The 26,131-nt window shown below is 61.3% G+C and carries 24 protein-coding genes and 2 tRNA genes; 11 read left to right on the top strand and 15 right to left on the bottom strand.

Translation table 11 applies throughout. The features are described 5' to 3' along the window. Nucleotides 1-101: 101 nt before the first annotated feature. Nucleotides 102-332, bottom strand: coding sequence for a hypothetical protein (locus VB672_RS15680; protein ID WP_329785138.1), 231 nt, complete (start codon nucleotides 330-332; stop codon nucleotides 102-104). Between the two features lie 190 nt (nucleotides 333-522). Between VB672_RS15680 and ggt the strand changes: the two genes are divergently transcribed. From ggt to VB672_RS15695, 3 genes are all read left to right on the top strand, one after another. Next, on the top strand, nucleotides 523-2,277 hold the full coding sequence (gene ggt, locus VB672_RS15685; protein WP_329785139.1) for a gamma-glutamyltransferase: 1,755 nt from the start codon (nucleotides 523-525) through the stop codon (nucleotides 2,275-2,277). 64 nt (nucleotides 2,278-2,341) lie between these two features. Then, the gene (gene rfbD / locus VB672_RS15690) at nucleotides 2,342-3,247 is read left to right on the top strand and encodes a dTDP-4-dehydrorhamnose reductase (RefSeq protein WP_329785140.1); all 906 of its coding nucleotides are present in this window, start codon (nucleotides 2,342-2,344) and stop codon (nucleotides 3,245-3,247) included. A gap of 85 nt (nucleotides 3,248-3,332) precedes the next feature. Then, nucleotides 3,333-4,523 (top strand): O-succinylhomoserine sulfhydrylase, encoded by a 1,191-nt coding sequence (locus VB672_RS15695; RefSeq protein ID WP_329785141.1) that lies wholly within the window; start codon nucleotides 3,333-3,335, stop codon nucleotides 4,521-4,523. Here the strand turns inward: VB672_RS15695 and VB672_RS15700 are convergent. Together VB672_RS15700 and VB672_RS15705 are read right to left on the bottom strand one after the other, a co-directional pair. Beyond that, on the bottom strand, nucleotides 4,498-5,040 hold the full coding sequence (locus VB672_RS15700) for a DUF2243 domain-containing protein (protein ID WP_329785142.1): 543 nt from the start codon (nucleotides 5,038-5,040) through the stop codon (nucleotides 4,498-4,500). The two genes, VB672_RS15695 and VB672_RS15700, sit on opposite strands and share 26 nt — an antisense overlap. Nucleotides 5,041-5,064: 24 nt before the next feature. Further along, nucleotides 5,065-5,442 carry a hypothetical protein gene (locus VB672_RS15705; protein ID WP_329785143.1) on the bottom strand — a complete coding sequence of 126 codons (378 nt, stop codon included), beginning with the start codon at nucleotides 5,440-5,442 and terminating at the stop codon, nucleotides 5,065-5,067. 352 nt (nucleotides 5,443-5,794) lie between these two features. Between VB672_RS15705 and VB672_RS15710 the strand changes: the two genes are divergently transcribed. From VB672_RS15710 to VB672_RS15720, 3 genes are all read left to right on the top strand, one after another. Further along, entirely contained in the window at nucleotides 5,795-6,931 is a 1,137-nt protein-coding gene (locus VB672_RS15710) for a TRAP transporter substrate-binding protein (protein WP_329785144.1), read from the top strand. Between the two features lie 113 nt (nucleotides 6,932-7,044). After that, the gene (locus VB672_RS15715) at nucleotides 7,045-7,629 is read left to right on the top strand and encodes a TRAP transporter small permease subunit (protein WP_329785145.1); all 585 of its coding nucleotides are present in this window, start codon (nucleotides 7,045-7,047) and stop codon (nucleotides 7,627-7,629) included. Beyond that, a complete protein-coding gene (locus VB672_RS15720) occupies nucleotides 7,629-8,966 on the top strand; it encodes a TRAP transporter large permease (RefSeq protein WP_329785146.1) in 1,338 nt (445 codons plus the stop codon). The genes VB672_RS15715 and VB672_RS15720 overlap by 1 nt, the downstream gene beginning before the upstream one ends. 75 nt (nucleotides 8,967-9,041) lie before the next feature. Here VB672_RS15720 and VB672_RS15725 read toward each other — a convergent pair whose 3' ends face one another. Beyond that, entirely contained in the window at nucleotides 9,042-9,311 is a 270-nt protein-coding gene (locus tag VB672_RS15725) for a hypothetical protein (protein ID WP_329785147.1), read from the bottom strand. Between the two features lie 497 nt (nucleotides 9,312-9,808). Here VB672_RS15725 and VB672_RS15730 point away from each other — a divergent pair, with 497 nt between their 5' ends. Then, nucleotides 9,809-10,219 (top strand): hypothetical protein, encoded by a 411-nt coding sequence (locus tag VB672_RS15730; RefSeq protein ID WP_329785148.1) that lies wholly within the window; start codon nucleotides 9,809-9,811, stop codon nucleotides 10,217-10,219. A gap of 99 nt (nucleotides 10,220-10,318) precedes the next feature. Here the strand turns inward: VB672_RS15730 and VB672_RS15735 are convergent, their stop codons facing one another. The 5 genes from VB672_RS15735 to VB672_RS15755 all read right to left on the bottom strand — a co-directional run bounded on the left by VB672_RS15735 (nucleotide 10,319) and on the right by VB672_RS15755 (nucleotide 14,085). Next, on the bottom strand, nucleotides 10,319-11,371 hold the full coding sequence (locus VB672_RS15735; RefSeq protein WP_329785149.1) for an AraC family transcriptional regulator: 1,053 nt from the start codon (nucleotides 11,369-11,371) through the stop codon (nucleotides 10,319-10,321). A 36-nt stretch (nucleotides 11,372-11,407) separates the two neighbouring features. Next, the gene (locus VB672_RS15740; protein WP_329785150.1) at nucleotides 11,408-12,472 is read right to left on the bottom strand and encodes an AraC family transcriptional regulator; all 1,065 of its coding nucleotides are present in this window, start codon (nucleotides 12,470-12,472) and stop codon (nucleotides 11,408-11,410) included. 465 nt (nucleotides 12,473-12,937) lie between these two features. Next, a tRNA-Glu gene (locus tag VB672_RS15745) sits at nucleotides 12,938-13,019 on the bottom strand. A gap of 78 nt (nucleotides 13,020-13,097) precedes the next feature. Further along, a complete protein-coding gene (locus VB672_RS15750; RefSeq protein ID WP_329785151.1) occupies nucleotides 13,098-13,394 on the bottom strand; it encodes an HNH endonuclease signature motif containing protein in 297 nt (98 codons plus the stop codon). 439 nt (nucleotides 13,395-13,833) lie between these two features. Continuing rightward, nucleotides 13,834-14,085 carry a DUF6894 family protein gene (locus tag VB672_RS15755; protein WP_329785152.1) on the bottom strand — a complete coding sequence of 84 codons (252 nt, stop codon included), beginning with the start codon at nucleotides 14,083-14,085 and terminating at the stop codon, nucleotides 13,834-13,836. 131 nt (nucleotides 14,086-14,216) lie between these two features. On the opposite strand from VB672_RS15755, the gene VB672_RS15760 reads away from it, so the two are divergent. Beyond that, nucleotides 14,217-14,882 (top strand): recombinase family protein, encoded by a 666-nt coding sequence (locus VB672_RS15760; RefSeq protein ID WP_329785153.1) that lies wholly within the window; start codon nucleotides 14,217-14,219, stop codon nucleotides 14,880-14,882. 926 nt (nucleotides 14,883-15,808) lie between these two features. Here VB672_RS15760 and VB672_RS15765 read toward each other — a convergent pair. The 3 genes from VB672_RS15765 to VB672_RS15775 all read right to left on the bottom strand — a co-directional run bounded on the left by VB672_RS15765 (nucleotide 15,809) and on the right by VB672_RS15775 (nucleotide 18,703). After that, on the bottom strand, nucleotides 15,809-16,609 hold the full coding sequence (locus VB672_RS15765) for an HNH endonuclease (protein WP_329785154.1): 801 nt from the start codon (nucleotides 16,607-16,609) through the stop codon (nucleotides 15,809-15,811). A gap of 677 nt (nucleotides 16,610-17,286) precedes the next feature. Next, nucleotides 17,287-18,528: a DUF6538 domain-containing protein gene (locus VB672_RS15770; RefSeq protein ID WP_329785155.1), complete on the bottom strand. Its 1,242-nt coding sequence runs from the start codon at nucleotides 18,526-18,528 to the stop codon at nucleotides 17,287-17,289. A 99-nt stretch (nucleotides 18,529-18,627) separates the two neighbouring features. Then, nucleotides 18,628-18,703: transfer RNA gene (locus VB672_RS15775), tRNA-Glu, on the bottom strand. 95 nt (nucleotides 18,704-18,798) lie between these two features. Here VB672_RS15775 and VB672_RS15780 point away from each other — a divergent pair. Together VB672_RS15780 and rpoH are read left to right on the top strand one after the other, a co-directional pair. Continuing rightward, nucleotides 18,799-19,797 (top strand): RluA family pseudouridine synthase, encoded by a 999-nt coding sequence (locus VB672_RS15780; protein WP_329785156.1) that lies wholly within the window; start codon nucleotides 18,799-18,801, stop codon nucleotides 19,795-19,797. 186 nt (nucleotides 19,798-19,983) lie between these two features. Then, nucleotides 19,984-20,874, top strand: a complete 891-nt coding sequence (gene rpoH, locus VB672_RS15785; RefSeq protein WP_329785157.1) for an RNA polymerase sigma factor RpoH — start codon at nucleotides 19,984-19,986, stop codon at nucleotides 20,872-20,874. A gap of 71 nt (nucleotides 20,875-20,945) precedes the next feature. Here rpoH and VB672_RS15790 read toward each other — a convergent pair whose 3' ends face one another. Beyond that, a complete protein-coding gene (locus tag VB672_RS15790; RefSeq protein WP_329785158.1) occupies nucleotides 20,946-22,130 on the bottom strand; it encodes a histidine kinase in 1,185 nt (394 codons plus the stop codon). A gap of 34 nt (nucleotides 22,131-22,164) precedes the next feature. After that, nucleotides 22,165-23,457 carry an adenylosuccinate synthase gene (locus VB672_RS15795; protein ID WP_329785159.1) on the bottom strand — a complete coding sequence of 431 codons (1,293 nt, stop codon included), beginning with the start codon at nucleotides 23,455-23,457 and terminating at the stop codon, nucleotides 22,165-22,167. A gap of 1,194 nt (nucleotides 23,458-24,651) precedes the next feature. Here VB672_RS15795 and rnk point away from each other — a divergent pair. Then, entirely contained in the window at nucleotides 24,652-25,080 is a 429-nt protein-coding gene (gene rnk / locus VB672_RS15800) for a nucleoside diphosphate kinase regulator (protein WP_329785160.1), read from the top strand. Between the two features lie 112 nt (nucleotides 25,081-25,192). Here the strand turns inward: rnk and VB672_RS15805 are convergent, their stop codons facing one another. Further along, nucleotides 25,193-26,056, bottom strand: a complete 864-nt coding sequence (locus tag VB672_RS15805) for a type 1 glutamine amidotransferase (RefSeq protein ID WP_329785161.1) — start codon at nucleotides 26,054-26,056, stop codon at nucleotides 25,193-25,195. Nucleotides 26,057-26,131: the final 75 nt, after the last annotated feature.

The raw sequence follows: 26,131 nt of genomic DNA on the forward strand, positions 1-26,131 counted from the left end.
CCGTCCAAGATCAAGCGTTGATCCAAACCTTATCGACTTTCTTTAGTCGCTCCGGCATGCCCAGTCGCTGCGCCGGACATGCCAGCACAGGCCGTGGAACATCACCGACCCGGACGGTCCTTCTGAAAGCTTGCGAAAAGATAGAAACCGTTGAAGCGCACGCCTTCCACGGCAGCCTTCCGGTCGAAGCCGAGGGGAGCCTCCTGGCTCTCGAGCCGCCCGCCGAACTGCCAATTCGGCTCGATGACGAATGAAGGAACGGAGCGCTCTTCCGGAACGGCACAGACCAGTCCGTCCGGTTTCGTGCTCCGGAACAGATTATATGAGTACATGTCCTGCTCCTTTGCTCGCGCCACGAATCGCAACCTGCCCCAAAAGAGTGACGGGAGTGTGATATTGCAGCGCAGCAAATGCAGAATTTCTTCTTTCCCTTGAATCGATGGAAGTGGCGCAAAGGGATGATCCTTTGTTAGGCTCGTTCCCGCCCGCTGGGCTCAACGACAGAAGAGGGAGCTTGTCAGCATGATCACTCGAACTGCACTTCGGCGAGGGCTCTTCAGCCTCAGCCTTCTTGCCAGCCTTCCCCTGTCTGCACCGGTTTTTGCCCAGGCTCTCGCTCCTTCGCCCGAAGCCCCCACGGGGCGAACGTTCAAGTCGGCCGGAACGGCAACGAAGGACATGGTCGCAGCCGCCAATCCTTTGGCCGCGCAAGCGGGCCGCGAAATCTTGGCAGCAGGCGGCAGCGCGGTCGATGCAGCGATTGCCGTTCAACTCGTTCTTAATCTCGTCGAGCCACAGAGTTCCGGCATCGGCGGCGGTGCTTTCATGGTTTTCTGGGACGGAAAGACCATGACGACGCTCGACGGGCGCGAGACGGCTCCTGCCGCAGCCAAGCCCGAACGCTTCCTTGGACCCGACGGCAAGCCGATGAAATTCTACGATGCCGTGGTCGGCGGTCGTTCCGTCGGCGTTCCGGGCACGCTGCGCCTCTTGGAAACATCGCATAGGAACTGGGGCAAGCTCTCCTGGCCGCAGGTGATCGAACCGGCGGCGCGTCTGGCCGAGCAGGGCTTTGCGATCTCACCGCGCCTCAACGGCCTTCTCAGCCAAGAAAAGTATCTCCAGAGCGATCCAGTGGCTCGCGCCTATTTCTACGAGGCAGACGGGAAGCCGAAAGCCGTGGGTACCGTTCTCAAGAATCCGGCCTTCGCCAAGACCCTTCGCACCATCGCCGACAGAGGCGCGGATGCCTTCTACACGGGCGAGATCGCACAGGACATCGTGGCGACCGTGACCGGCCACGCCACGAACCCGGGCGACATGACCCTGGACGATCTGAAGGGCTACAAGGTCCAGGAGCGTGACGCTCTGTGCGGGACCTACAGGACCTACCGGATCTGCGGCATGGGTCCGCCGAGCTCGGGCCAGGTCGCGGTGCAGCAGATCCTGGGCATCCTCGAAACGCAGGACATAGCCTCGATGAAGCCCGGACCGGATGCAGTCCATTGGATCGCGGAGGCGGGTCGCCTCGCCTATGCGGACCGGGCGCTCTTCCTGGCGGATCCCGCCTTCGTGAACGTGCCGGTCAAGGGTCTCACCGATCCCGGCTACCTCAAGAGCCGTGCGGCGCTGATCGATCCGAACAAGTCCATGGGCAAGGCGAAGCCCGGCGATCCTCCGTTCCAGAAGACCTTCCTGTGGGGCGCATCGGAGGGTATCGAGTTTGGCACGAGCCACATTTCCATCGTGGACAGCAACGGCAATGCGGTGTCGATGACGACCACGATCGAGGATGGCTTCGGCGCAAGGCTGATGACGAAGAGCGGCTTCCTGCTCAACAACGAGCTGACCGACTTCTCCTTCGCCACGATGGAGGACGACAAGCCCATCGCCAATCGCGTCGAGGCGGGCAAGCGTCCCCGCTCCTCCATGGCGCCGACCATCGTGCTCGACGGCAGCGGCAAGCTCTATGCGGTCGTGGGCTCGCCGGGCGGCAGCCTGATCATCAACTACGTGGCCAAGACCCTCGTCGGCATTCTGGACTGGAAGCTCGACCCTCAGGTGGCCGCCGATCTTCCCAATATGGGAAGCCGCAACGGCCCGACCGAACTGGAGGCCGGCACCGAGGCCGAAGGATGGAAGGCCGCGCTCGAAGCGAAGGGCCACGAGGTCAAGCTGATCGACCAGAATTCCGGCATCCATGTTATCGTCGCGACACAGGCCGGACTGGTGGGCGGCGCCGACAGCCGCCGCGAGGGCGTTGCCATCGGGAACTGATCTTGCCTGGGCGGCCCTATTCCGATAGGGCCGCTTGCATCACCACGGAGGATTGCGAGCGTCCATGCGTATCATCGTCGTCGGCAAGGAAGGACAGGTCGCGCGGGCTCTGGCGGAGCGTGCACGGGCTCATGGTGCGCAAGCCGTGCTCGTCGGCCGCCCCAAGCTCGACCTGGCCGATCCCTCGGGCATCGAGGACGCCTTGATCGAAACCGGCGGCGACATCATCGTGAACGCCGCCGCCTATACGGCCGTGGACCAGGCGGAATCCGATCCGGAACTGGCGGAGGCCATCAACGGCATCGGGGCGGGCGTCGTCGCGGGCGCGGCCACGGCGATGAACGTGCCGGTCATCCACCTGTCTACCGACTATGTCTTCGACGGCACGGCCGACCGCCCCTATCGCGAAGACGATCCGGTCTCTCCCTTGGGAGCCTACGGTGCCTCGAAGCGTCTGGGAGAGGAAGCCGTGGCGGCGGAGGCGGAAAACCACGTCATCCTGCGCACCGCCTGGGTTTACAGCCCCTTCGGCAAGAACTTCGTGAAGACCATGCTGCGCCTCGCCGCCGATCGCGAGGAGCTCGGGGTGGTGGGGGATCAGTACGGATCGCCGACGAACGCCCTCGATATCGCCGATGGGATCTTTGCGGTCAGCCGCAACCTGCTTGAGCGGCCCGAGGAGCAGAATCTGCGCGGTCTATTTCATATGACGGGAACGGGCTTTGCCAGTTGGGCGGAATTCGCCACGGAGATCTTCGCCCTGTCGTCCCGGTTCGGCGGTCCCTCGGCGAAGGTCCGGTCGATTGCAACGTCGGATTATCCGACGCCAGCCAAACGGCCTGCCAATTCCAGGCTGGACTGCAGCAAGCTGAAGGAGGTCCACGGGGTGGCTCTCCCGCCCTGGCGCGCCTCACTTGAGCCGTGCGTGAAGCGTCTGATCGAGGAAGCCCGCAGGGAAGTCGCGCGCTGAGGGGTGGCATCGGAGAAGGAAATTGTGAAACTTTCCGCGACAAAAGACGATTGTTCTTTATAAAGAACAATCGTAGGATCGGCCCATGTCCTCGCCGCAGCACCCCGATTATCGCCTGGAAACCCGCCTCGTTCATGAGGGTCATGAACGCACGCCCTTCGGCGAGACGTCGGAAGCGCTCTTCCTGACCCAAGGTTTCGTCTATGAGAGCGCGGAAAGCGCCGAAAGACGCTTCCTGAACGAGGAGCCCGGCTACAGCTACAGCCGCTATTCCAACCCCACCATCGACGCCTTCGAGCAACGCATCGCCTCCCTCGAAGGAGCCGAGGCGGCCCGTGCGACGGCGAGCGGCATGGCCGCCGTGACGGCCGCCATGGTCGGGCAGGTTCAGGCCGGAGACCATGTGGTGGCGGCCCGTGCCCTCTTCGGCTCCTGCCGTTGGGTCGTGGAGGACCTCCTGCCCCGCTTCGGCGTCGGCTGCACCCTTGTCGATGGCGCGGATCTCAACCAGTGGCGCAAGGCGATACGGCCTGAAACGAAGGCCTTCCTGCTCGAGACCCCGACCAATCCGAGCCTTGAGATCATCGATATCGCGGCCGTTGCGGCGATCGCCCATGAGGCTGGCGCCACGCTGACCGTGGACAACGTCTTCGCCACTCCCCTCTTCCAGAAGCCCCTCGCGCTCGGCGCCGATTGCGTCGTCTATTCCGCGACCAAGCACATCGACGGGCAGGGGCGATGTCTGGGCGGCGTCATCCTGGCATCCACCGAGTTCATCGAGACGAAAGTGCAGCAGTTCCTGCGCATGACGGGGCCGTCGATCTCGCCCTTCAATGCCTGGGTGCTCCTGAAAGGACTGGAGACGCTCCCGCTTCGCGTCGAGAAGCAGACTGCCACGGCAGGCTATCTTGCCGACGCTCTCCACGACCATCCGAAGCTCGAGCGGCTGACCTATCCCGGGCGGGCCGACCATCCCCAGGCCGCGTTGATCCGGCGCCAGATGAGCGGTGGGTCGACCATGATCGCCCTCGAGGTGAAGGGCGGCAAGGAGGCCGCCTTTCGTTTCCTGAATGCGCTGAAGCTGATCCGGATCTCGAACAATCTGGGCGACGCGAAAAGCCTCGTCACCCATCCGGCAACGACCACTCACCAGCGCTTCACTCCGGAGCAGCGGGCGCAGATGGGGATCCGCGATGGGCTGGTGCGCCTCTCTGTCGGGCTCGAGCACCGGGAGGATCTGCTGGCAGATCTCACCGACGCCCTTGCGTGCGCATGAGTTCGGCCTGCTCCTGACGCGAGGAGGCAGTTTCGCGCCGGCCCGAGCGGAGGAGAAGCCAGCCGGCGACCAGCATGGCGGCGCCCCAAATCAGAAAGCCCAGGTCCCAGTAGATCCACTGCTCCCGTGGCACGGTTTCGTTGACGTGATGGAGACCCAGAAGCTGATGGTTGACGAGGCCCTCGACCAGGTTGAACAGGCCGAAGCCGATCAGGAGAGTGCCGAGGAGCAGCTTGCTCGACCAGCGAATATGGGTGCGTCGGGCGGCCCGCCAGAGAAGGCCCAGGCCGATCGCCACGAACACGTAGGTGAGCGCATGAAAGAGCCCGTCCCAGAACGTGTTGATCTTCAGGTTTTCAAGGCTGTCGGGCGGATAGCCGGCAGCCGTGACCAGATGATGCCACTGAAGCAGCTGATGCAGGACGATCCCGTCGAAGAACCCTCCGAGACCAAGACCGAAGAAGATTCCGGCTGATACTGGAAATCCTCCATCATCTCGCGAGACTTCTCGATCCATGAGACCTCCAAACGTCCAGCCCGGCTATTGCGGCGGCTGAGAGGGAGCCGGAGTTGTCGGCGCTCTGGTGGTTGTTCCCTGCTGAGCCTGCATCCGATCGAACATGCGCAAGGCCGCATCGACGCAGGACTGGGTCGACTCCCGATTTCCGCAGACGACGCGAAGCTGCGTATCGCCGCTGCGCAGGAAGAAGCGGGCTCCGCGCTCTGACCGTTCATCCCGATCATCGTCATCGTCGTCCCGCATGATCGAACCGCGGCGATCCCTGTCGCGATCCCATCTGTCGCGGCTCTCATGCCAACCTCCGCGGTCGTAATCATCACGATTCCGCGATGTTTCCTGGCTCCAGGCACCGGTTGCGAGCAATGTGAGACCGGCGGCCAGAATGAAAGCGCTTTTCATGTGAATCTCCATTCGGAGACGCTCGAAGGTTCCATCTGAATATCCCTTCGAAGCGCCTTTGCAATTGCACGTCACGGCAATGGATGAACAGGCGACTGGGCACTTGGTTCCTGGCCTGGAACGTCATGCCCTCACTGGAATACGACCCCATCGGTCGAGCGCCTACGACTATCGTCGTAGCATCCGTATGCTATTGGAAAGTAAAAGTCTTTCCATGGATCCAGCACTCCCGAAGCTTCATCTGTGCCCACTTGCACGTGCTGCCAAAATGACGCACCATCACTTGAGGAATACGCGTTCGATCGCAAGAAAACGCGATCCTTCACAATAATGAGGGGCCCGGGAGGAAGCTGTGAAGAAAGACAAATTATCTGCGTCAAAGACTTCGAGTGCATCCAAGCAATCTCGCCGCCGGTTCCTGCAGGTCGCCGGCTTGGGAGCAGCAGCAACGGTCGCGGCTCCCCAGGTCTCCAGAGCCCAGACCGCCACATGGAAGTTCCAATCAACTTGGCCGAACCGGGACATCTTCCATGAATTCTGCAACGACTTCGCCAAGCGTGTGAACGACATGTCCGGGGGGCGTCTGAAGATCGACGTTCTCGCCTCCGGGGCTGTCGTTCCCGCCTTCCAGCTGCAGGATGCGGTGCATGCCGGCATCCTCGATGGCGGCCACGGCGTCGCCGCCTACTGGTACGGCAAGAACAAGGCCTTCGCGCTCTTCGGGACCGGCCCCTCTTTCGGCTGGAACGCCAATTCGTTCCTTGGCTGGATGAACTATGGCGGCGGCTACGACCTCTACAACGAGCTGCAGAACCAGATCCTGAAGCTCAACCTCGTCGGTTTCCTCTCCGGTCCAATGCCGGCGCAGCCGCTCGGCTGGTTCAAGAGCGAAGTGACATCGGCCGATGCCTTCAAGGGATTAAAGTATCGTACCGTCGGTCTTGCGGCCGATCTCAACCGCCAGCTCGGCGCTGCCGTCACGATCCTCGCGGGCGGCGAAATTGTGCCGGCTCTGGAGCGCGGCGTCATCGACGGTGCCGAGTTCAACAATCCGTCCTCGGATCTGGTGCTCGGCTTCCCCGACGTCTCGAAGAACCTGATGCTTCAGAGCTATCACCAATCAGGCGAAACCTTCGAACTCATCTTCAACAAGACGAAGTACGATGCGCTTCCGGCCGAGCTGAAAGCCATCATCAAGTATGCGGCCGAGTCGGAATCGGCGGACATGTCCTGGAAGGCTCTCGACCGCTACTCGAAAGACCTCGAAGCCATCCGCGCCCGCGGCGTCAAGGTGGTGAGGACGCCCGACTCTGTGCTGAAGGCGCAGCTCGATGCCTGGAACAAGGTCATCGACGAATTCTCGAAGGATCCTTTCTTCAAGAAGGTGATCGACAGCCAGAAGGCCTGGGTCCAGCGCACCTATGCCTACGAGCGCCTGAACGAGCCGTCGCGCGACATGGCCTACGACCACTTCTTCAAGACGACCTGAAGAATGGCAGGAACGCCTGTTCCTGCCTGAACGGTTCTTCTCAAAAACGAGGGCGGCACAGTGAATGCCGCCCTCGCGACACGTTCCGAAGACTCCTGAAAGGGCTTCGATCCATGCGCTTCGTCTATTTCATCGACCGCATCAATACCTTCATCGGAAAAACGGTGGCCTGGTCGATCGTCGCTCTGACCTTCGCCGTCTGCTACGAGGTGTTCTCGCGCTATGTGCTGCGGGCCCCGACCGAGTGGGCGTTCGACGCAAGCTACATGTTCTATGGCCTGCTCTTCATGGTGGCAGGCCCTTACACGCTCGCACGCAACAGCCATGTGAGAGGCGACTTCCTCTACCGCAATTGGCCCCCTCGGCGGCAGGCGGGATTGGACCTCGTGCTCTATTTCCTGTTCTTCTTCCCCGGCATTCTCGCTCTCATCTATGCTGGCATCCCATTCTCCCAGATGTCTTGGCTCATGAACGAGCATTCCATGAACTCGCCTAACGGTCCGCCGATCTATCCGTTCAAGGCGCTCATTCCCATCGTAGGCGTGCTGATGGCGTTCCAGGGCGTAGCGGAGGTGATCCGCTGCATCGTCTGCCTGCGCCAGGGCGAATGGCCGCCACGGCTTCATGACGTGGAAGAAACCGAAAAGCTCATTCTCGAACAAGCCGAACAACAAGGCCTTACGAAGGGGACTGTCTGATGCTGGCATCATGGGGGCTCGGAAATCCCGAACTGGGCGTGCTGATGCTCGGCCTGTTCGTGGTCTTCATCATGTTCGGATTTCCCATCGCGTTCACGCTGATGGCCCTGGGCTTCGGCTTCGGCTACTTCGCCATGGGCGACATCGTCTTTGCTCTCGTGGTGCAGCGCGCCTATTCGGTGATGACGAACGATACCCTCGTGGCGATCCCGCTCTTCGTCTTCATGGGCTATATCATCGAGCGGGCCAATATTCTCGATCGCCTGTTCCATTCGATCCAGATCGCCGTCGGTGGGCTCCCCGGTTCGCTGGCCATCGCCACGCTGATGACCTGCGCTCTGTTCGCCACCGCGACGGGCATCGTCGGCGCGGTCGTGACCCTGATGGGCCTTCTCGCCTTCCCGGCCATGCTGCGTGCTGGATACGACGTGCGGCTGTCCGCCGGCGTGGTCTGCGCGGGCGGCTGCCTCGGCATCCTCATTCCGCCCAGCGTCATGCTGATCCTCTACGGCGCCACGGCCGGCGTGTCCGTGCCGAAGCTCTATGCCGGCGCCCTCTTCCCGGGCCTCATGCTGGCCGGGCTCTACATGCTCTACGTGCTCATCCGCTGCGCCCTCAATCCGAGCTTGGCGCCCAAGCTTCCTGCAGAGCAGCGCAAAATTCCTCTGGTGAAAGTCTTCTGGTCGCTCGCGACCTCGTTCTTCCCATTGGCACTGCTCATCCTCTCGGTGCTCGGCGCGATCTTCTTCGGCATCGCAACGCCGACCGAGGCTGCCGCCGTCGGCGCGCTCGGCAGCCTTCTGCTCGCAGGAGCCTATCGCTCGCTCTCCTTCGGCAAGCTGAGGGAATCGGTGATCCTGACCGCGCGCACATCGGCCATGGTGTGCTGGCTTTTCGTCGGATCCTTCATCTTCTCGTCCATCTTCGCCTTCCTCGGCGGCCATCAGCCGATCGAGGCCTTCGTCACGCACCTGAACCTCTCGCCCTTCTGGTTCCTGATCCTGACCCAGGTCATCATCTTCGTGCTCGGCTGGCCGCTGGAGTGGACGGAAATCGTCGTGATCTTCGTGCCGATCTTCCTCCCGCTCCTCGACAATTTCGGCATCGATCCGATCTTCTTCGGCATTCTGATCGCGCTCAACATCCAGACGTCGTTCCTGTCGCCGCCGGTCGCCATGGCGCCCTTCTATCTGAAGGGCATCGCGCCGCCGCATGTGAGCATCAACGACATCTTCGCAGGCGTCATGCCGTTCCTGTTCCTCGTGATTGTCGCCATGGCGATGTTCTACATCTTCCCGGGGATCGGCCTCTGGTTGCCGCGCTATCTCTATGGCTGAGATGAGGAAGCCGCCTGTTTCTCCAAAGCTTCGCCATGAAGCGGTCGATTGACGGGCGGAACCCTCACTTGGCCTCTACGTTGGTCTCCTGTCCATGCTGCAAAGGAGACCGCCATGAAGTGCCAGTTCTGCCATCAGGAGATCGAGAACCCTTGCCATAATGCTCAGGAAATGCAGCAGCGTGCGGCAAGCCATGTGGAGCGTTGCGAACATGCTCTCCAGGATCAGCAGGGCATGGGAGCCGGCTCGCACCGCAGCGATGTCCAAGGCAAAGGGTGAGTCTATGGCCGGCAAGCCTGACGACCGTGCCCAAGGCTTGGCCGAGCGGAGCGTGAACACCAGCATCGTGCATCCTGCCTCGGAAACCTCAGGTCATCGGCCTCGGGATGAAGGTTCTGCCAGCGAGCGCCGCGCGAACAGAAACGAGCAGCGCGAGGGTCTGGAGAGAACTGATCCCAAGAGTCGGAAGCAGTCAATCGCATGAAGCCTGAAGGAGTGTGCCCATGGCCCGCAAATCCCGTATGAGACCGTCCTGGAAGAAAGCGAAGGGCCGGAAGCAGAAAACATCGGGATCCCGTGCCGAGCGGGTGACGCAGCGCAGCTGACCCCCTCGCACGTTTCTTTGACGGCCCGCTCCGCGGGCCGTTTTCTTATTGTTTCCTCCTCCTTTGGAAAGACGAAGGGATACGTGCAAGACAACGGTCATTATACGCAATGATATTAAGTTTTTATCCCGAATTTACATCGAATATCCGTTGTGATTTTTCACACATCGGACATTGTGCTCGCGGTTGTAGTAAAACGAAAACGAGCAACCAGGGAATACTTTCCGGAGGACTTCTATGACCGCTTCGTCACTGAGCTTTAAGCTTGCTGTTTTGTTCGTCATCGCAGGCATGGCGATGGGCATCGGAATGGCGGCATCGCAAGACCATTCGATCATGCCCGCCCATGCGCATCTCAACCTGCTCGGATGGGTATCCCTGTTTCTCTTCGGCATTTACTACGAGCGCCGTCCAGCTCTCGACACGAGCCGCTTGGCCCTGACCCAGGTCATCGTCTGGTCGGTCGGCACCGTTGTTCTGACCGTCGCCGTGGCCGCCCTTCATCTCGGCTACGCGGCTTTCGACCCGGTTGCCGCGATCGCCTCGCTGATCGTGCTGGCCGCGATGCTGCTGTTCGCCTACTTCGTCTTCAGGCCGGCCCGGGACATCGCCCCGTCACCGACGGCACGCCTGACTCCCGCCGAGTGAGAGCACACCGTCGGGGCGGCGGGCGCCACCCCGTCATCTTCCTGATCTGGCGCAGCAGGCATGTGTCGGCCCAGGGACATACCCGTAGGCGGGTATGTCTTACAACCGTGAATTCTTGTGCAGTGTCTGCCGCGGCGTCCTGCCGAAGACCCGCCGGTAGGCTGTTGCAAACTCGCCCAAGTGCATCCAGCCGCAGGTCAGGGCGATCTGTGTCACCGTCGTGATGGCCGGATCGGCCGCCAGCAGCGCCTCATGCGCCCGCCGCAATCGCACCGAGCGCAGAAATCCCATCGGTGTGGTGTTGCGGAAGCTCTGGAACCCGCTTTGCAGGCTGTGCGCGCTCACGCCCGCCTGCGCGGCGATCTCGGCCAGGGACAAAGGTTCGGCGAAATGCGCTTCGATGTAAGCCTCCGCCCGCTTGACATAGAGCGGCTCGGCCGCCGCCTGCGGGACCAGCAGGGCTTGCGAGTACGCGTGTCGGTGGGACAGGAGAAAGCCGGTGAGCAGATGCTCCTCGAACTGTTGCCAGGCCACGGGCGACTGCCGGATGAAAGCGTAAGGGTCGGCCAGTTCAGCCTCGGCATAGCTGAGAAGCCGCATCCAATGGTGCCCTGAGGCTGTATTAACGTCGGCCTGAACGTCGAAGTCGACGAAGCCCGGAACGTCGCGCCCCAAAAGCTTGGCGCAGCATTCCGCCATCCTCACGCGGCTCGCCAAAAGAACCCTCGCCTCGGTTTCCTGTGCAAACCTTAACACCCGTTCGGAGCCCGAGGTCATGACGATGGCCTGGTCCGTTGAGTAGGAAAACGCTTTCCTGTTCAGGAGGAATTCTCCCGCTCCCGATGCGGTCATGACGAACGCCATCCGATCATCGGCCTCCTCTGACTCGACAACGATGTCGATGTTACGCCCGACGCGTACGCGCAGGACCCCGCAATCGAGTTGGCCCCGGAAGGCGAGCATACCATCAGCTTGCTCGCCTTCCGGGGCATTCACGAACCTCTGCGGAGCGACTTGTACATTCAGAACATGCTCAAGTTCGTCGAGCCTTTGGGAATGGTAGACTTGATCGATAATCTGGTGAGTCGGCGTGGCTGGGGATTGCGGCGCATGACCCTGGTCATACAAGTCCTGCGGCATAGCATTTGGCATGCGTTGGCTCATGGATGACTCTCCGACATGCGAGGCTTACAAGCGCGAGTTCTTGTGCAGTGTCTGCCGCGGCGTCCTGCCGAAGACCCGCCGGTAGGCTGTTGCAAACTCGCCCAAGTGCATCCAGCCGCAGGCCAGGACGATCTGCGTGACCGTCGTGATGGCCGGATCGGCTGCCAGTAGCGCTTCATGCGCCCGCCGCAGCCGCACCGAACGCACAAATCCCATCGGCGTTATGTTGCGGAAGCTCTGGAACCCGCTTTGCAGACTGCGTGCGCTCACGCCCGCCTGCGCGGCGATCTCGGCCAGGGACAAAGGTTCGGCGAAATGCGCTTCGATGTAAGCCTCCGCCCGCTTGACGTAGAACGGGACGGCCGCTGCCTGCGGGGCCAGCAGGGCTTGCGAGTACGCGTGTCGGTGGGACAGGAGAAAGCCGGTGAGCAGATGCTCCTCGAACTGTTGCCAGGCCACGGGCGACTGCCGGATGAAAGCGTAAGGGTCGGCCAGTTCAGCCTCGGCATAGCTGAGAAGCCGCATCCAGCTGCGTGCGGAGGCCCCCTCGAGATCAACCTGAATGTCGAAGTCGACGAAGCCCGGAAGGTCGTGCCCCAAGAGCTTGGCGCAGCATTCCGCCATCCTCACGCGACTCGCCATGAAGACCTTGATTTCCGTGTCCTGAGCGAATCTCACTATTCTCTCTAGACCAGATGGAAAAATGACCGCCCGATCCGCAGAATGGGAGAACACTTTCCTGTTTAGGAGGAGCTCTCCCGTTCCCGATACACTCCTGACGAACGCCATCCGGTTGTTTGCCTCCTCGGCCTCCAGGAGGACATTGATCTCTCGCCCGATCCGCAGCTGGAATATGCCGAAGTGGCCTTGGCCTTGATACGCAAGTTTGCCGTCAGCGTCCTCACCAGACGAGAAATGTAAGAATCTCTGCGGAGAGATCTGCGAGTTCAGGGCATTCTCCAGCTCGTCGAGCTTGTTGGAGTGCCAAACCTGATCAATGATCTGGCTGTTTTCAGGAGCCGGCGATCGCACGGTCAGACCCTCGCGCTGTAATCCCTGCGGCACGTCATCAGGCAAATCTATGCTCATAGACTCACCCTCCGGTATGAGCAGTCAGAAGCTTGGTTGAAGCCGCAAGGCATCTCTGGTGTTAAGACGCCGCGGCGAATATCTTCCGCTGGAACAATTTGACTGTGGCTGAAACCATAACTGATGCAGAGTAGTAGTTCTATGTTGGAGCAAGTTTTCACTTGCTCAACCGAGCAACTCGATGCGCGACAACCTATGGTGGCACCCCTAGATTCCATCATTCCGCGCCATTGCTACTGCGATAACATAGAATGCTATAAAACTAAGGGTGGCTTCTACAACCGATACCTACGTTTAGAGGTACTTACCGATCTATGTAATCGAAGACGTTCTACAAGCATCGCCGTGAAGAAGCTAAATCAGGCGGAAGCGGGAACAACCATTGTCCCAGCTCAAGTCCATCGAACCTCGCTTGAGACGAACACGGGTCTAGAGCCCTTAATACTCAACACCTGCCATGATTGATGGCGCTCCCTAGGGGACTCGAACCCCTGTTTTCGCCGTGAGAGGGCGAAGCAACCCGGGTCTACCGTTGGTATTTAACGCTTTTTCCTATCGACTGTAGGCAAGTCTTGTAGGCAAGAGATGGGGTCCATGGAGACCCCATCCTTTAGTCTATGGGGCCTTAGACGCTACCCAGCAGGGAAGCCAAGCGACCGCCCAGAGAGGCGTTCTTGCGGCAATGCAAGGGGCGAAGGTTGCTCAGGTCATCCAACCCACCCAGAGCCTTCGGATGGATGTGGTCAATCTCCCAGCCGAATGGGGAGTTACGGTCTCCGTGGTCCTGCTTGCGGATCACGTTACCGAAGGCGTCCCGCCGCCACTCGGAGGGGTCATACCCATAGATAGGATACGCCTTTTCCCACACGCGGGTCTTTCTCAAGTCGTCGAGGCTCCATTGCCCCAAGATACCTAAAGCCATTTACGGCTCCTATTTTTAGCGGGAGCTGGCTTGACCGAAACGCTGGGACAGTTCACATAATGTGAACTCTGACGAACCAGTGTCACCCCGCCTAGCCCCCAGGGTCGGCGGATCGGAAGGTTCAACGTCGTAGGGTGGATCAGACCCAGCGCCGCCTCGCCTTCCGAGACCAAACGGTGAACATTAGGCTGAATGTACAGCCAAGTCTACCCCTGTTGAGGCATCTCAACGGGGTTTTTGTCGTTTGCCCGCATGTTCTGGTGGAAAAATCTGAAAGCCTGTATCTTTGGAGCGCCGAGCCCATGCTCCCCCATACCCCCCCTCCGCCATGCCTCAGCAGCGACGATAGCAGCGACCCTAGACACCTACGGCTAGGCTCCAGACCATACCCTACCTGACGCACCACAATGGGCGTCCTTGAGCGACCCGGCTGGGGTGGTCATGGCCGACGGAGGCGCGGTGGCAATGCCTCGGTGAACGGGATCGTCATTAGCTCCCGACCGGTTTCGTCTGTGATGATGAGGACATCGTCTAACGCGTCATCGTCTCCGCGCCTGATACCTGCCGCAAGAATGTCGCGGATGCCGTCGAAGGCCTCCATTCGAGCGGCATCAAGACTGGGAAGCTCAACTCCGTTGGGGTCTTGGATGAGCTTCTCACCTTGCTGGATGTGACAGTAGTAGCGGGGCATAACGTCCAACTAGGCATAGCTCCCGCTTGTTCCTATGCCCTCCCTTACCCGCTCGTTACATACACAACGTACGTTGACTTTTGATACGGACTGCATTACTCTTCTCCCATCGCGTTGACGAGGAGAAGACCATGCATCGTTACGTGACCTATCGGCGTGTTTCGACAGAGGACCAGGGAAAGAGCGGTCTCGGCCTTGAGGCACAGACCAGAGACATTGCCCTCTATCTCGACACCTACTCCCCGGAGCCTTGGGAGGTGATCGGGCAGTTCATCGAGATTGAGAGTGGCGCAAACGGGGACAGGCCCGAGCTTCGGAAGGCTATCGACCTTGCCAAGAAGGTTGGAGCCACCCTCCTCGTCTCTAAGCTCGACAGACTGTCCCGCAAGGTCTCTTTCATCGCGTCCCTCATGGACGATCCCAAGCTGTCCTTCCGTGTCGCGTCGATGCCCTATGCCGACAAGTTCCAACTGCACATCTATGCGGCCCTCGCGGAACAGGAGCGGGACTTCATCTCAAAGCGGACCAAAGCTGCATTGAGGGAGGCTAAGGCTCGGGGGCAGAAGCTCGGGGGACTTCGGGATAAGACCATGAAACGTAATGAGGTCTTGAAGGCCAACGCCAATGCCAGAGCTAAGAAGTTAGAGGGGATCGTCCTCCCGTTGAAGGAAGCAAACGCCAGCCTCAGGGACATCGCTGAGGCTCTGAATAGCGCAGGGTTGGAAACTCCAAGAGGTGGCCTGTGGCACCCGACGAGCGTCGCTCGGCTTCTCGGGAGGTTGGATCAGATCGGTTGACCACAAGTGCAGTCATGCTGCACCGACATTGGGTTGCACCCCCAGGTAAAGGCACAGGTGCAGTGACTGCACTTTTCGTCGGTGCAGTGGTGCTGCACCTCATTACTGACCTCCATCAGGAGAAACAGAAAAGTGCAGCGGCACTGCACGGACATTCCCACTCACCCTTAGAGGAAAGACGGCTAACCCAAGCCGGTAGACGGAGACCATCACTGAGGACAGGGGCAGTGAAGGGTTGATGATGTCATGGGGGACTACAGGGGGGAACTAAAGGTTACTGAAGTGTCCCTTCGCATGTTTCCCTGAGTGGATCACCTCCTCTTCTTCCTCTCATTAATCTCCTCTCTGAAGTCTTCATTGAAGGAAGAGAAGAAGGGTTATCGTAAGTCTCCCTACTTCAAAGGTTTACATGCACCTTCAGGGGGATCTGAAGTGCATCGCATCCACCTATTGTCAGCCTTCCCCTCAGGGGCTGTCTCTTCCGCCATGAGAGGCAGGCACTTCGCTTCAATCCTTCAGTCCTCTGTCTTTCTGCATCCGTTCAATAAACACTCATAGAGCAATGACCATCAAACCCCTCCGCACTCCTATCAGGTCAACTGATCGGGACGGTAAGGCGGTCCTTCTCGTTCCTCTCGCAAACAGCGACAAAGTTGCTAAGGTGTTTCCCGAGGATTACGACCGTCTCATCGCCCGAGGCTTCAGTCCAAACTGGTGCTGGAATGTCCGAACAGTGAAGGTGTCGGACTGGAAGCACAACACCCCAAGGGTGGCACGTCTCATCATGGATGTCGAAGGCCCTGCCTTCCACGTCAGGCACCGCGACGGAGACCCGCTAAACATCCGACGGGACAATCTCATCGTGAAAGCTGTCAAGACACGCAACCTCACCAGCATAGGCGGAGATGAGCAATGACTTCTTCAGGCTATGTGAACGCGCTCTGAGGAGATGGAGCTAGGTCGCCTTTTGAAGTGTCCTTGGCAGCCGGTTCCGAAGCAGCTTTAATAGTAGCCCGCAGCGTCTCGACGGTAAGCCAAGGCTGACGCACATGGACCATCCGGTGACAGTTCGCACAAAGCAGAGCTAAGTCCTCAAGTTTGGTCTTATCTCCGGGCCGGAGCGTGTGGACTGGCTTGGTATGGTGTGCTTCGATAAAACCGCTGCCTCTCGCTCCATAGGCTGCCTGGAAGTCGAAGTCACAAGCCTCACAAGCCAACCTTCCGGTCTTCTTCAGGATCGCGTCTTTCTTCTTATTGACGATTTTCTTGCTCCGCTCGCGATGTCGATGCACCCGCGTGAGTAACCGCCCCTCATCCGCTTCGACGGTCTCCTCATCATCATCGACTGGAGCAAGGTTGCTGTCATCATTCAGCACATGGTCCGAGATGGCCGAGGCCACTTCTCGCAACAGTTCAGGCTTGTCTGCGAAGGTGCGCCAAACCTCTTCCTCAAGTTTGTTTCCCCGCTGTAATCCGACCTTTCCCGAGTTCTTGTAGGCCGGATCGAAGCGGCGGAAGTTCATGCACTTCATGTAAACGCCGTTTGCGTTCCGGTATTTCGATCCCGGCTTACCGAACTCGCTCCCCAACCTGTTGAGGAGTTGCGAGAGCATAAGGTCTTCCTGGCTCGTCTTTCCGGGAGGGTTGCCCTTAAACCGGATGTAAAGATCAAGAGCGAGGATCAACTCGTCCCTTGTCCAGTCCGGGTTTCGTTCTTTGCTTTCCATCGGTTTCCCCCCTGTTCCTGGCGTATTCTTGCATGGAGCTTCCGGATCACGAACTCGTAGGACGCCTCAAATCGGTAGGAAGTCCTAACCCATCTCCTGACCTTAGACGAACCATCACTGCACCTCTCAACGGCCCCGTAAGCACACCATTACGGGGCCATTTTTTCATCCTGCAACGAACAAAGCAGCAATGACTATCGAACTCACTATCCATCGGCACAAACTCACCTGTAAGGGACAGGTTTATGAGGCTCGGCTCAACGGGGTTCCCGTTTGCCAATCCCTCACACCGTTCTTCACCGCAGCTCGCGCCCTACTGGATGCTGGCCACTCGCCGGACATTCCCCTCGCGATGAAGCACGACGGAGCCACCATCACCTCTCTTCGCTCGACCATCGGGCAAGCTGCAAGGCTCACAGTGACGGAGGAGGATAAGAAAGGATTACGGATCAAGAAGCATCGTCCGCCCACCTTTGGTCTGTACCAGGAGAGGGGGAGTGTCGGGACCTACAGGCCGATCAGGCGCCTCCCTAATGGGGCAATAGCTCAGACGTAAGAAGGCACCTATCTCCCCCTACTACTCGGGCTTGGTCTCTTCACTTCTGGGTCGTAGACAGCAAAATAGGACGGCTTCGCTACCTATCTGACAGCGCCCGAAGGTCGCCAACGACGGCTTCTCATACTGGATGCTTCACCATTTCCACCCAATGCAGAAGTTGCTTGGCCTCACGCCCCTGAGAATAGATCTTGTACGTCAATCCTAGAGGGGAATGGCCGAGTAGCCTGGCAGCGATGGCTTCTGGGCAATCGGCCCGTTCTAGAGCCGTGGTGAAGGCTTTCCGGAGGGAGTGGAAAGTCTTGCCTTTAGGCATCTTGATCTTCCTCATGGCTCGTCCAAAGCGCACAGACAGGACATCAGCTTTAGCACCGGGAGGAACGTGGATGTCCCTCAGTCTTGGATGGACAGGAACAACGCGGGCAGCGTTCCCGGTCTTCCCCTTCATAAGGACATAACACTCGATGCCGTGGAGGTCTTTCCGCTCTGCCCTAATGCACTCGTCAAGGCGGAAGCCTGTATAGATCGAGATGAGAAAGACGGCCCTTAGCTCCTCATCATTCTCGATGGCATGAAAGGCACGAACCAACTCCGCATCATTGAAGAACCCATAGCTTTCCGATGATTTGCCCTTAACGTCGGCGTCCTGCTGCAACTCATGGAACGGGTTTGCTGGCCTCTCGTCCAACTCTCTATGTGACCATCGCCACAGATTAGAGAGGACCGTAACGTAACGCTTGATAGTGTCCCGAGATTTGCCCTCTGCAACCTCGTTGAGCCAGCTTAAGGCGACCTTGCGGGTGATCCCTCTGAGGGGCCTGTCCCCATGAGAAGCAATCCAGAGCTTAACAGCCGTCCGATAGTTTGCCTCTGTCGTTCGAGAGCCTTTGGGGTTCTTACCGAGATAGTCTTCCAAAACTTCGGAGATAGTGGGAATACCCTGCACATGGTCCCCGACCGCCTTGAATAGCTCCCTCGGAGCCTCTGTCTCCTCCAACTGGTCGACAAGCCTCTCAAGATCAGGATTTAGCATCTCCTCCCCGTCGAAGGCATTGACCACATAGGCAGGCCCTATCTCGTCTCTTAGCTTGGCTCTGAAGGTCTCGTAGCCGGCTGAGTGGTCGAGCGGCTTTCTGCGCTCCCCCTCCCCTACCTCGCGGGCAATCCTCGCCTTGGCCCATGAGACAACCTCCCATCGCCTCTCCCTGGCCTCTCTGATGTCGGAGGTCTCAAGGGACTTACGGAGGTAAGGGCCGAGCTTGGGCCTCAGCTTGTTGGGAACCGGGACGCGGGCATACCATCTGGACCCGATCCGTTGGAGATAGAGGGTATCTGATTTGGGGGTTGGGCGTTTGGTCGGCATGGCTCATGCATAGGCATGGATAGGCTTTGCTATCGAACCATCGAGGCGACCTGTAGGCAAGACCTGTAGGCAACAAAAGCCTTGATTTGCCTGAAACCTTGGCGCTCCCTAGGGGACTCGAACCCCTGTTTTCGCCGTGAGAGGGCGACGTCCTAGACCGCTAGACGAAGGGAGCTAGCAAGGTGGAGGCCGCTCGTATAACCACCCTTCTGAATCCCTTCAAGTCCTTTTGCTGAAAAAAGCGAATGGCCCAGGTTAAATGAGGATGCGGTGAACGACGCAACGCGACAGGAATGGCTTTTGGAAGACGGCACGGCGGCGGACCGGCTGGATCGGGTCTTGGCACGCCTGCAAGCTGATCTGTCGCGAAGTCGCCTGCAGGCGCTTATTCGCGAGGGCCAGGTTGCCGTCGATGACGTTCCGGTGCTCGATCCGAACCGGAAGGTTGCGGGCGGCGTCCGGATCACCCTCGTCGTTCCGCCGCCCGTCCCGGCGGAACCCGCCGGCGAAGCGATCGATCTCACCGTCGTCTATGAGGACGACGACGTGATCGTCATCGACAAGCCGCCAGGGCTCGTCGTCCACCCGGCGGCCGGACACGATTCCGGCACCCTGGTGAACGCCCTCATCGCCCATTGCGGCGAAAGCCTTTCGGGGATCGGCGGCGTGAAGCGGCCGGGCATCGTCCACCGTCTCGACAAGGACACGTCGGGCCTGCTGGTGGTGGCCAAGAACGACCTTGCCCATCAGGCTCTCGCGGCGCAATTCGCCGACCACGGCCGGACGGGGCCGCTGGAGCGTGCCTATCTGGCGATCCTCTGGGGTGCGCCAGAGCGGCGGCGAGGGACCGTGGAGGCGGCGCTCGCCCGCAGCACGCACAACCGCGAGAAGATCGTCGTGGTGGGCGAGGATCGCGGCCGCTATGCCATCACCCATTACGAGGTCCTGGAAGGCCTGCCCCCCGCCCAGCCTCTGGCCAGCCTGGTCCGGTGCGAGTTGGAGACCGGGCGCACGCATCAGATCCGGGTCCACATGGCCCATCTCGGCCATCCGCTCCTGGGCGACGCGACCTACGGCTCCGGCTTCAAGACCAAGGCGAACCGCCTCGCGGAACCTTCCAAGGAGGCGCTGAAGGCTCTGAACCGGCAGGCCCTGCATGCTGCCATCCTCGGGTTCGAACATCCGCGGAGCGGAGAATTCCTGCGTTTCGAGAGCCCCCTCCCCCGGGATATGACTGGGCTTCTTGAGGCTTTGCGGGCTGAGATTTAGCGTCAATCGGTCGCAAAAAGAGGTCACGCTGGCACCCTTGCGACTCTGGAGCGTTCACCACGTCTTGAAGCCTGACGCCTCTATTCGGACACGGTCGAACCGCTTATATAGGGGCAGGGCGGCCGGCCATGGAGGGGGGCCGCCCGAGGCTTGCCTCGTGGTGAGGGAGCCAAAGGAGGAGAAGATATGGCTACAGCGCTTCCGGTGCTTGCCAATGAAGGGGGCCTTTCGCGCTATCTCGACGAGATCCGTCGCTTCCCCATGCTTGAGCCGCATGAGGAGTACATGCTCGCCAAACGCTGGCGCGAGCATGGAGATCGCGAAGCGGCCCATAAGCTCGTGACGTCCCACCTGCGCCTGGTCGCCAAGATCGCCATGGGCTATCGCGGCTATGGCCTGCCGATCGGCGAAGTGGTGTCCGAAGGCAATGTCGGCCTGATGCAGGCCGTCAAACGCTTCGAGCCCGACAAGGGCTTCCGCCTCGCCACATATGCCATGTGGTGGATCAAGGCGGCAATTCAAGAATACATCCTGCGGTCCTGGTCCCTCGTGAAGATGGGCACCACCGCGAACCAGAAGAAGCTGTTCTTCAACCTTCGCAAGGCCAAGGGCCGCATCTCCGCCTTCGAGGAAGGCGACCTTCGCCCCGATCAGGTCAAGCAGATCGCGACCCAGCTCGGCGTCACCGAGCAGGACGTGGTGGACATGAACCGCCGCCTCGGCGGCGACGCGTCCCTCAATGCACCCCTGCGTGATGAAGGCGAAGGCGGCGGCGAGTGGCAGGATTGGCTCGTCGACAGCGGCCAGAGCCAGGAGCAGGTGCTCGTCGAGGAGGAAGAAGGCCAGAACCGGCTGGCGGCCCTGCGCTCTGCGCTCTCCGTGCTCAATCCGCGCGAGCGCCGCATCTTCGAGGCGCGCCGCCTGTCGGACGATCCGATCACCCTCGAGGAGCTCTCAACCGAGTTCGGCGTGTCCCGCGAACGGGTCCGCCAGATCGAGGTGCGGGCCTTCGAGAAGGTGCAGGAAGCGGTCAAGAAGAACCTGACCCAGATCGAAACCTCGGCGGCCGAGGCTTAAATCGGCCACCGATGAATTCATAAAAAAGCCGCGCTACGGGCGCGGCTTTTTGTTGTCAGGTTTGCCCTGCCTTACTGCCACTGATTGAAGGCGTCGTTCAGGATCTGGGTGCCGGAGCCGCCCTTCTCGAAGCTCAGGATCGCGCGCTGCCCGGACACCATCCGCACCGGCAGGTCGATCCAGTTGCGGCGCACGAACAGCTGGGTGTTGCGTGCCACATCGACCTGCAGGTTGGAGAGGCCGATCAGGAACAGGTTCTCGCGCACCGGCACCGGAAGCCCGGCAACCGGGGTTCCGCGGGCCGCTTCCTCGTCCTTGAACTGCAACAACCCGACGTCCCGGATGACGCGGTTCGTATCGCCCTCGCGAGTGGTGAAGGTGAGTTCGACCGTGTGCGAAGCGGGCAGCGTCGCGTCGAGATTGCGCCTGAGCACCATGCGCATCGTCAACCCGGCATCGGGCACCTCGATCAGGGCGCTGACCGCTTTCTCGAGCGGTTGCCCCTGACCGGGATTCACGTCCTCGAGACGCCACGTCACGCGTCCGACCTGCGCCTTGGGGGTCTGCGGATTGGCCGGATCCTCCTCATAGAAGACCGCGCGCTGCACCACACCTGTCTCCTGACGGGGGGCCGCAGGAGCAGGAGCCGTCGTGGGAGGAGCCTGTCCGCCGACCCGCTCGTTGATCTTGGAATCGGCCGGAGCCGGCTGCGGCGCCTGGGCGACGGGAGGTTCGGGAGCGAGATCCTCGGGCTTGTCGCGCCACAGGAAGGCGAAGGCCGCGATCGCGGCGATCACGAGCGCGAGCACCGAGCCGAAGATGATCGTCCGGATCCGCCCCTTGCCCTGCATGGCCGGATGAGGACGGCTGTCGATCTTGGGCCGCGCCACCGCCGGCTCCGCATAGGCATCCTCGGCCTCTTCCTCCGCGGCGGCGTGAGGAGCAGGAGCACGCAGGCCATGGACCGAACCCGTGCTCCGAGATCCCTCGGACACAGGCTGATCGCCGGCGGGCGTGGGCGAGACGGCATCGACCCCGGCGGATGGTACGGCATAGTCCGCCTCGACCCGCTCGATGGCCTCGTCGAGGGAGCGGCCCTCCTGCTGAATCTCCGCTTCCGTCAGGGGCGGGTTGAGCGAACGCAGCTGAGCGATCAGAGCCGTGCGGGCACGCTCGTAGACGGCGTGCCGCTTGTCGGGCGTCTGCTCGGGCAAGCCTTCGACGGCTCGTGCGATGAGAGGGTAATAATCTGCCATTTCTCTTTGGGAATGACCCGCCGCGGCTCCGTCGTCAACCCTCAAAGGGGTTCTTCATGAGGATTGTGTCGTCACGCTCCGGCGAGGTGGAGAGCACGGCAACGGGCGCTCCGATCAATTCCTCGACGCGGCGGACATACTTGATCGCCTGTGCCGGCAGGTCAGCCCAGGAGCGCGCTCCCGCGGTCGAACCGCTCCAACCTTCGATCTCCTCGTAGATCGGCTCGACCCGTGCCTGGGCGCCCTGGCTTGCCGGGAAGTAATCGATGGTCTCGCCATCGAGCCTGTAGCCGACGCCGATCTTGATCGTCTCGAACCCGTCGAGGATGTCGAGCTTGGTCAGCGCGATGCCGTCGATGCCGGAGGTGCGCACCGTCTGGCGCACGAGGGTGGCGTCGAACCAGCCGCAGCGGCGCTTGCGCCCGGTCACCACGCCGAACTCCTTGCCCTTCTGGCCGATCAGCTCGCCGGTCTCGTCGAAGAGTTCGGTCGGGAACGGCCCCTCGCCCACGCGGGTCGTGTAGGCCTTGGCGATGCCGAGCACATAGCCGACGCTGCCCGGACCGAGGCCGGAGCCGGTCGCCGCCTGACCGGCCACCGTGTTGGACGAGGTGACGAACGGATATGTGCCGTGATCCACGTCGAGCAGCGCTCCTTGAGCGCCCTCGAACAGGATGCGCTTGCCGGCCCGGCGCTCATCGTCGAGCAGGCGCCACACGGCATCCATGTAGGGCAGCACCTTCGGGGCGACGGAAGCCAGTTCCTCGTAGATCGCCTTCGGCTCGAACTCGTCGAGGCCGAAGCCGCGGCGAAGCGCATTGTGATGCGTGAGCAGCCGGTCGATCTTCTCAGGCAGAGCAGAGAGATCGGCGAGGTCCATGAGGCGGATGGCGCGGCGGCCGGCCTTGTCCTCGTAGGCCGGGCCGATGCCCCGCTTGGTGGTGCCGATCTTCGTGCCGGCGCTGCCGCTCTCGCGCAGCGCATCGAGCTCGCGGTGGATGGACAGGATCAGCGTGGCGTTCTCGGCCACGCGCAGGTTTTCGCGGGTGATCGAGACGCCCTGCTCGGCGAGGCGCTCCACCTCGCCGGCGAGGGCATGCGGATCGAGCACGACGCCGTTGCCGATGACGGAGAGCTTGTTCGGGCGCACGACGCCGGAGGGCAGCAGCGAGAGCTTGTAGACCTTGTCGCCGATGACGAGAGTATGGCCGGCATTGTGACCGCCTTGGAACCGCACGACCACGTCCGCCTGTTCGGACAACCAATCGACGATCTTCCCCTTGCCTTCGTCGCCCCACTGGGCGCCCACGACAACCACGTTCGCCATCGTTCAAGCCTCACATAAAAAAACCCCGGCGCAAGGCCAGGGTTGGGTAAAAACCTTGCAAACCCTCATGGTGGATCGCGCGCCTCAGGTCAAGGCGGAATGAGCCTCGATCCCATGATCATATGAGCCTTGAAGGGCGGGAATATGATTTTGCGCAAGTGTATCGGGATCGAAACTGGCAGTAGGCTAGCACCTTGGGGCCCGCAGCTTGCGCTGCGAGCCTTTCAGGAGATCGAGGGTGGCGCGAGAGGCGGCCCGGCTCGATGATGATGGTGGGAGATGGAAGAGCCGGACGGCACCTCGCGCACGGTTCTTTTCAGGCGGACCAGCTGGGACGACACCCAAGGTCGGCCTCCTGCGCTCCCAGGCGTGCGAGGCCTGCCGCGGGACCGTGCCGGCTCCCGTCACTGCGACGCCTCGCGAGCGCGCCCCTCGCAGGAACCGATCTGCACAAGGGTATAGCTCAGATGCAACCCTGTGTCAAGAACAAAGTGAGAACATTACGGTCTCAAACATCACGGTCTCACGCCTGCTCACCGCTCCTGCTACCCGTCCCATCATCACCGGCCTTGTGCCGGTGATCCCAATCCGAGAGGCGCCGTGCTCCACAGCATCGAGATGGCCGAGACCGGCCCTACCATGACTATGGAGGGTATCAGGCCGGGACGGTGTCGCCGGTTCTCTTTCCCTCTCACCTCCACAGGATATGGCTGGAGTGGCGGGAAGGCAGACGGGAACGGCGGCGCAGCCGTCATTTGACAAACACGATGCGGTGTAGGAGCCTCGGCCCATCATGTTGAGCCTTCTACGATATCGTCGCGGCCTGCATCGGGCAGGCAACCTCATCGCGGGCCAGTAGCCCCGAGCTCAACGCGCGTCTGCGCTCCGAGCTCGGGGCGCCCCACACGATCTAAACCACGGGACATGGTGTGAGGCCGGATGCCGGCTGAGCCGGCACGGGTACCGCTTCGTCATGCGGACATTCCGTGCCGCGAAAACGGACCTGTCCACGGTCAGACGAACTCAACCGCGCTCCTCCGCCTCGGGATGCTTCGATTGGCGGAACGACCACACGGTCCGGGACGCCGACGCCCGCGCCACAATCCACCCCACGACCGACCGGAATCCGATGACGATCCCGGTGCCTGCTGCAGCGTCGCGCGCTGCGGCATCTTCAAGAACAGGAGATTTCGAATGACCAAGAGAACAAGCGGCACGGCGAAGCCACGGATCACTCTGACCGCGGCCGATCACGAAAAGCTCTCAACCCTTGCCGCGGCGGCCCTGCACACGATGCCGGACGTGGCACGGGAACTCGCCGAGGAACTCGATCGCGCTCATATCCTGCCCGAGGGCAAGCGCCGCGAGGACATTGTCCACATGAGCTCCGAAGTCGACTTTCGCGATGACACCACAGGCCGTGTGCAGACGGTCACCCTGGTCTATCCGCACGAAGCCGACATCTCGAAGGGAAAGATCTCGGTGCTGACGCCGATCGGGACCGCTCTCATCGGTCTCCCGCTGGGGCAATCGATCGGCTGGACCACCCGCACGGGTGAATCGAAGCGCCTCACCGTGCTTCAGGTGAGAAACGCCGCCGCGGCGGAACGGGAGCCCGTCTGAGCAGCCGCGCCCGAAGATACCCAGCCCGTCATGGCCGGGACAGGCCCGCCCATGACGGCAGAGGATGTCGGCACTGCCGAAGCGCGCGTGCGGAGGTGACGAGCGAGAAGCCTCACGCCCGTCCGCGCGCGCTCTTTGCGCTCTTCACCCGATGCTCGATGAAGTTGCGGATTTCGCGGGTGCGGCGCCGAGGGTCGAGCACCTCGGCGTCGACGCCGTGCCGCCAGGCGAGGTCGAAGCGGGACGGGTCCCTGTCGAGGGCGGCCAGATCCTCGGTATAGGCGATGGCGTCCGCGGTGGTGCGGCAGAACCCCTCCCGCACGAGCATGTCCGTCCGGCGGCTCAGGATGGCGGCGAGTTCGCCCAAGGAGAATTCCGGGTGATACTGCACGCCCCAGAACACGCCGCCGTCCTGGCGGATCTCGGCGGCCTGGACCGGCGAGACCGCATTGCCGGCCAGCACCGTGCAGTCGCCCGGCAGGGCCGTTACCATGTCGAGGTGGATGGCCGGCGCGTCAAACGCCGCGGGACGTCCCTCGAGCATCGGATGACCCTGGCCACTCTCTGTGCGCGTGATCTTGCGGGCGATGCCCACTTCGCGCCCGAGCGGATTGGGCTGCACGTCCCCATCCGCCGCGACGGCCGCCACCTGCAGCCCCCAGCAGGAGCCGAAGGACGGGGTGCGGGACGCGTAGACCGCACGCATCAGATCGATCTGCCTCACGATCTCGGGCGTGCGGTCGTAGATGTTGAGATGCGAGCCGGTGAGCACGATGCCGTCATAGGATTCGAGCCCGGCCGCATCCGGCAGGTTGGCGCCCTCGTCGGTCGGAAAGGCGATGTCGCAGACGGCATCGCCTTCGATGCCCTGGATCACCTCGGCATAGGACTCCGAGAGGGTTCGTCCATAGGCTTGCCTGTGGGCCTGCCTTGCGCCCCGCGTATTGCCCTCAACCACCAGAAACCTTAAGGCCATGCGTGTCACCCGCTCCTTGTCGTGCCGGTTTAGCCGAACGGCATGCGGCGGCAAGCGCAATAAGGTCTGGCCCCG

The sequence above is a fragment of the Microvirga sp. CF3016 genome, from assembly GCF_036314085.1.
Taxonomy (GTDB): domain Bacteria; phylum Pseudomonadota; class Alphaproteobacteria; order Rhizobiales; family Beijerinckiaceae; genus Microvirga.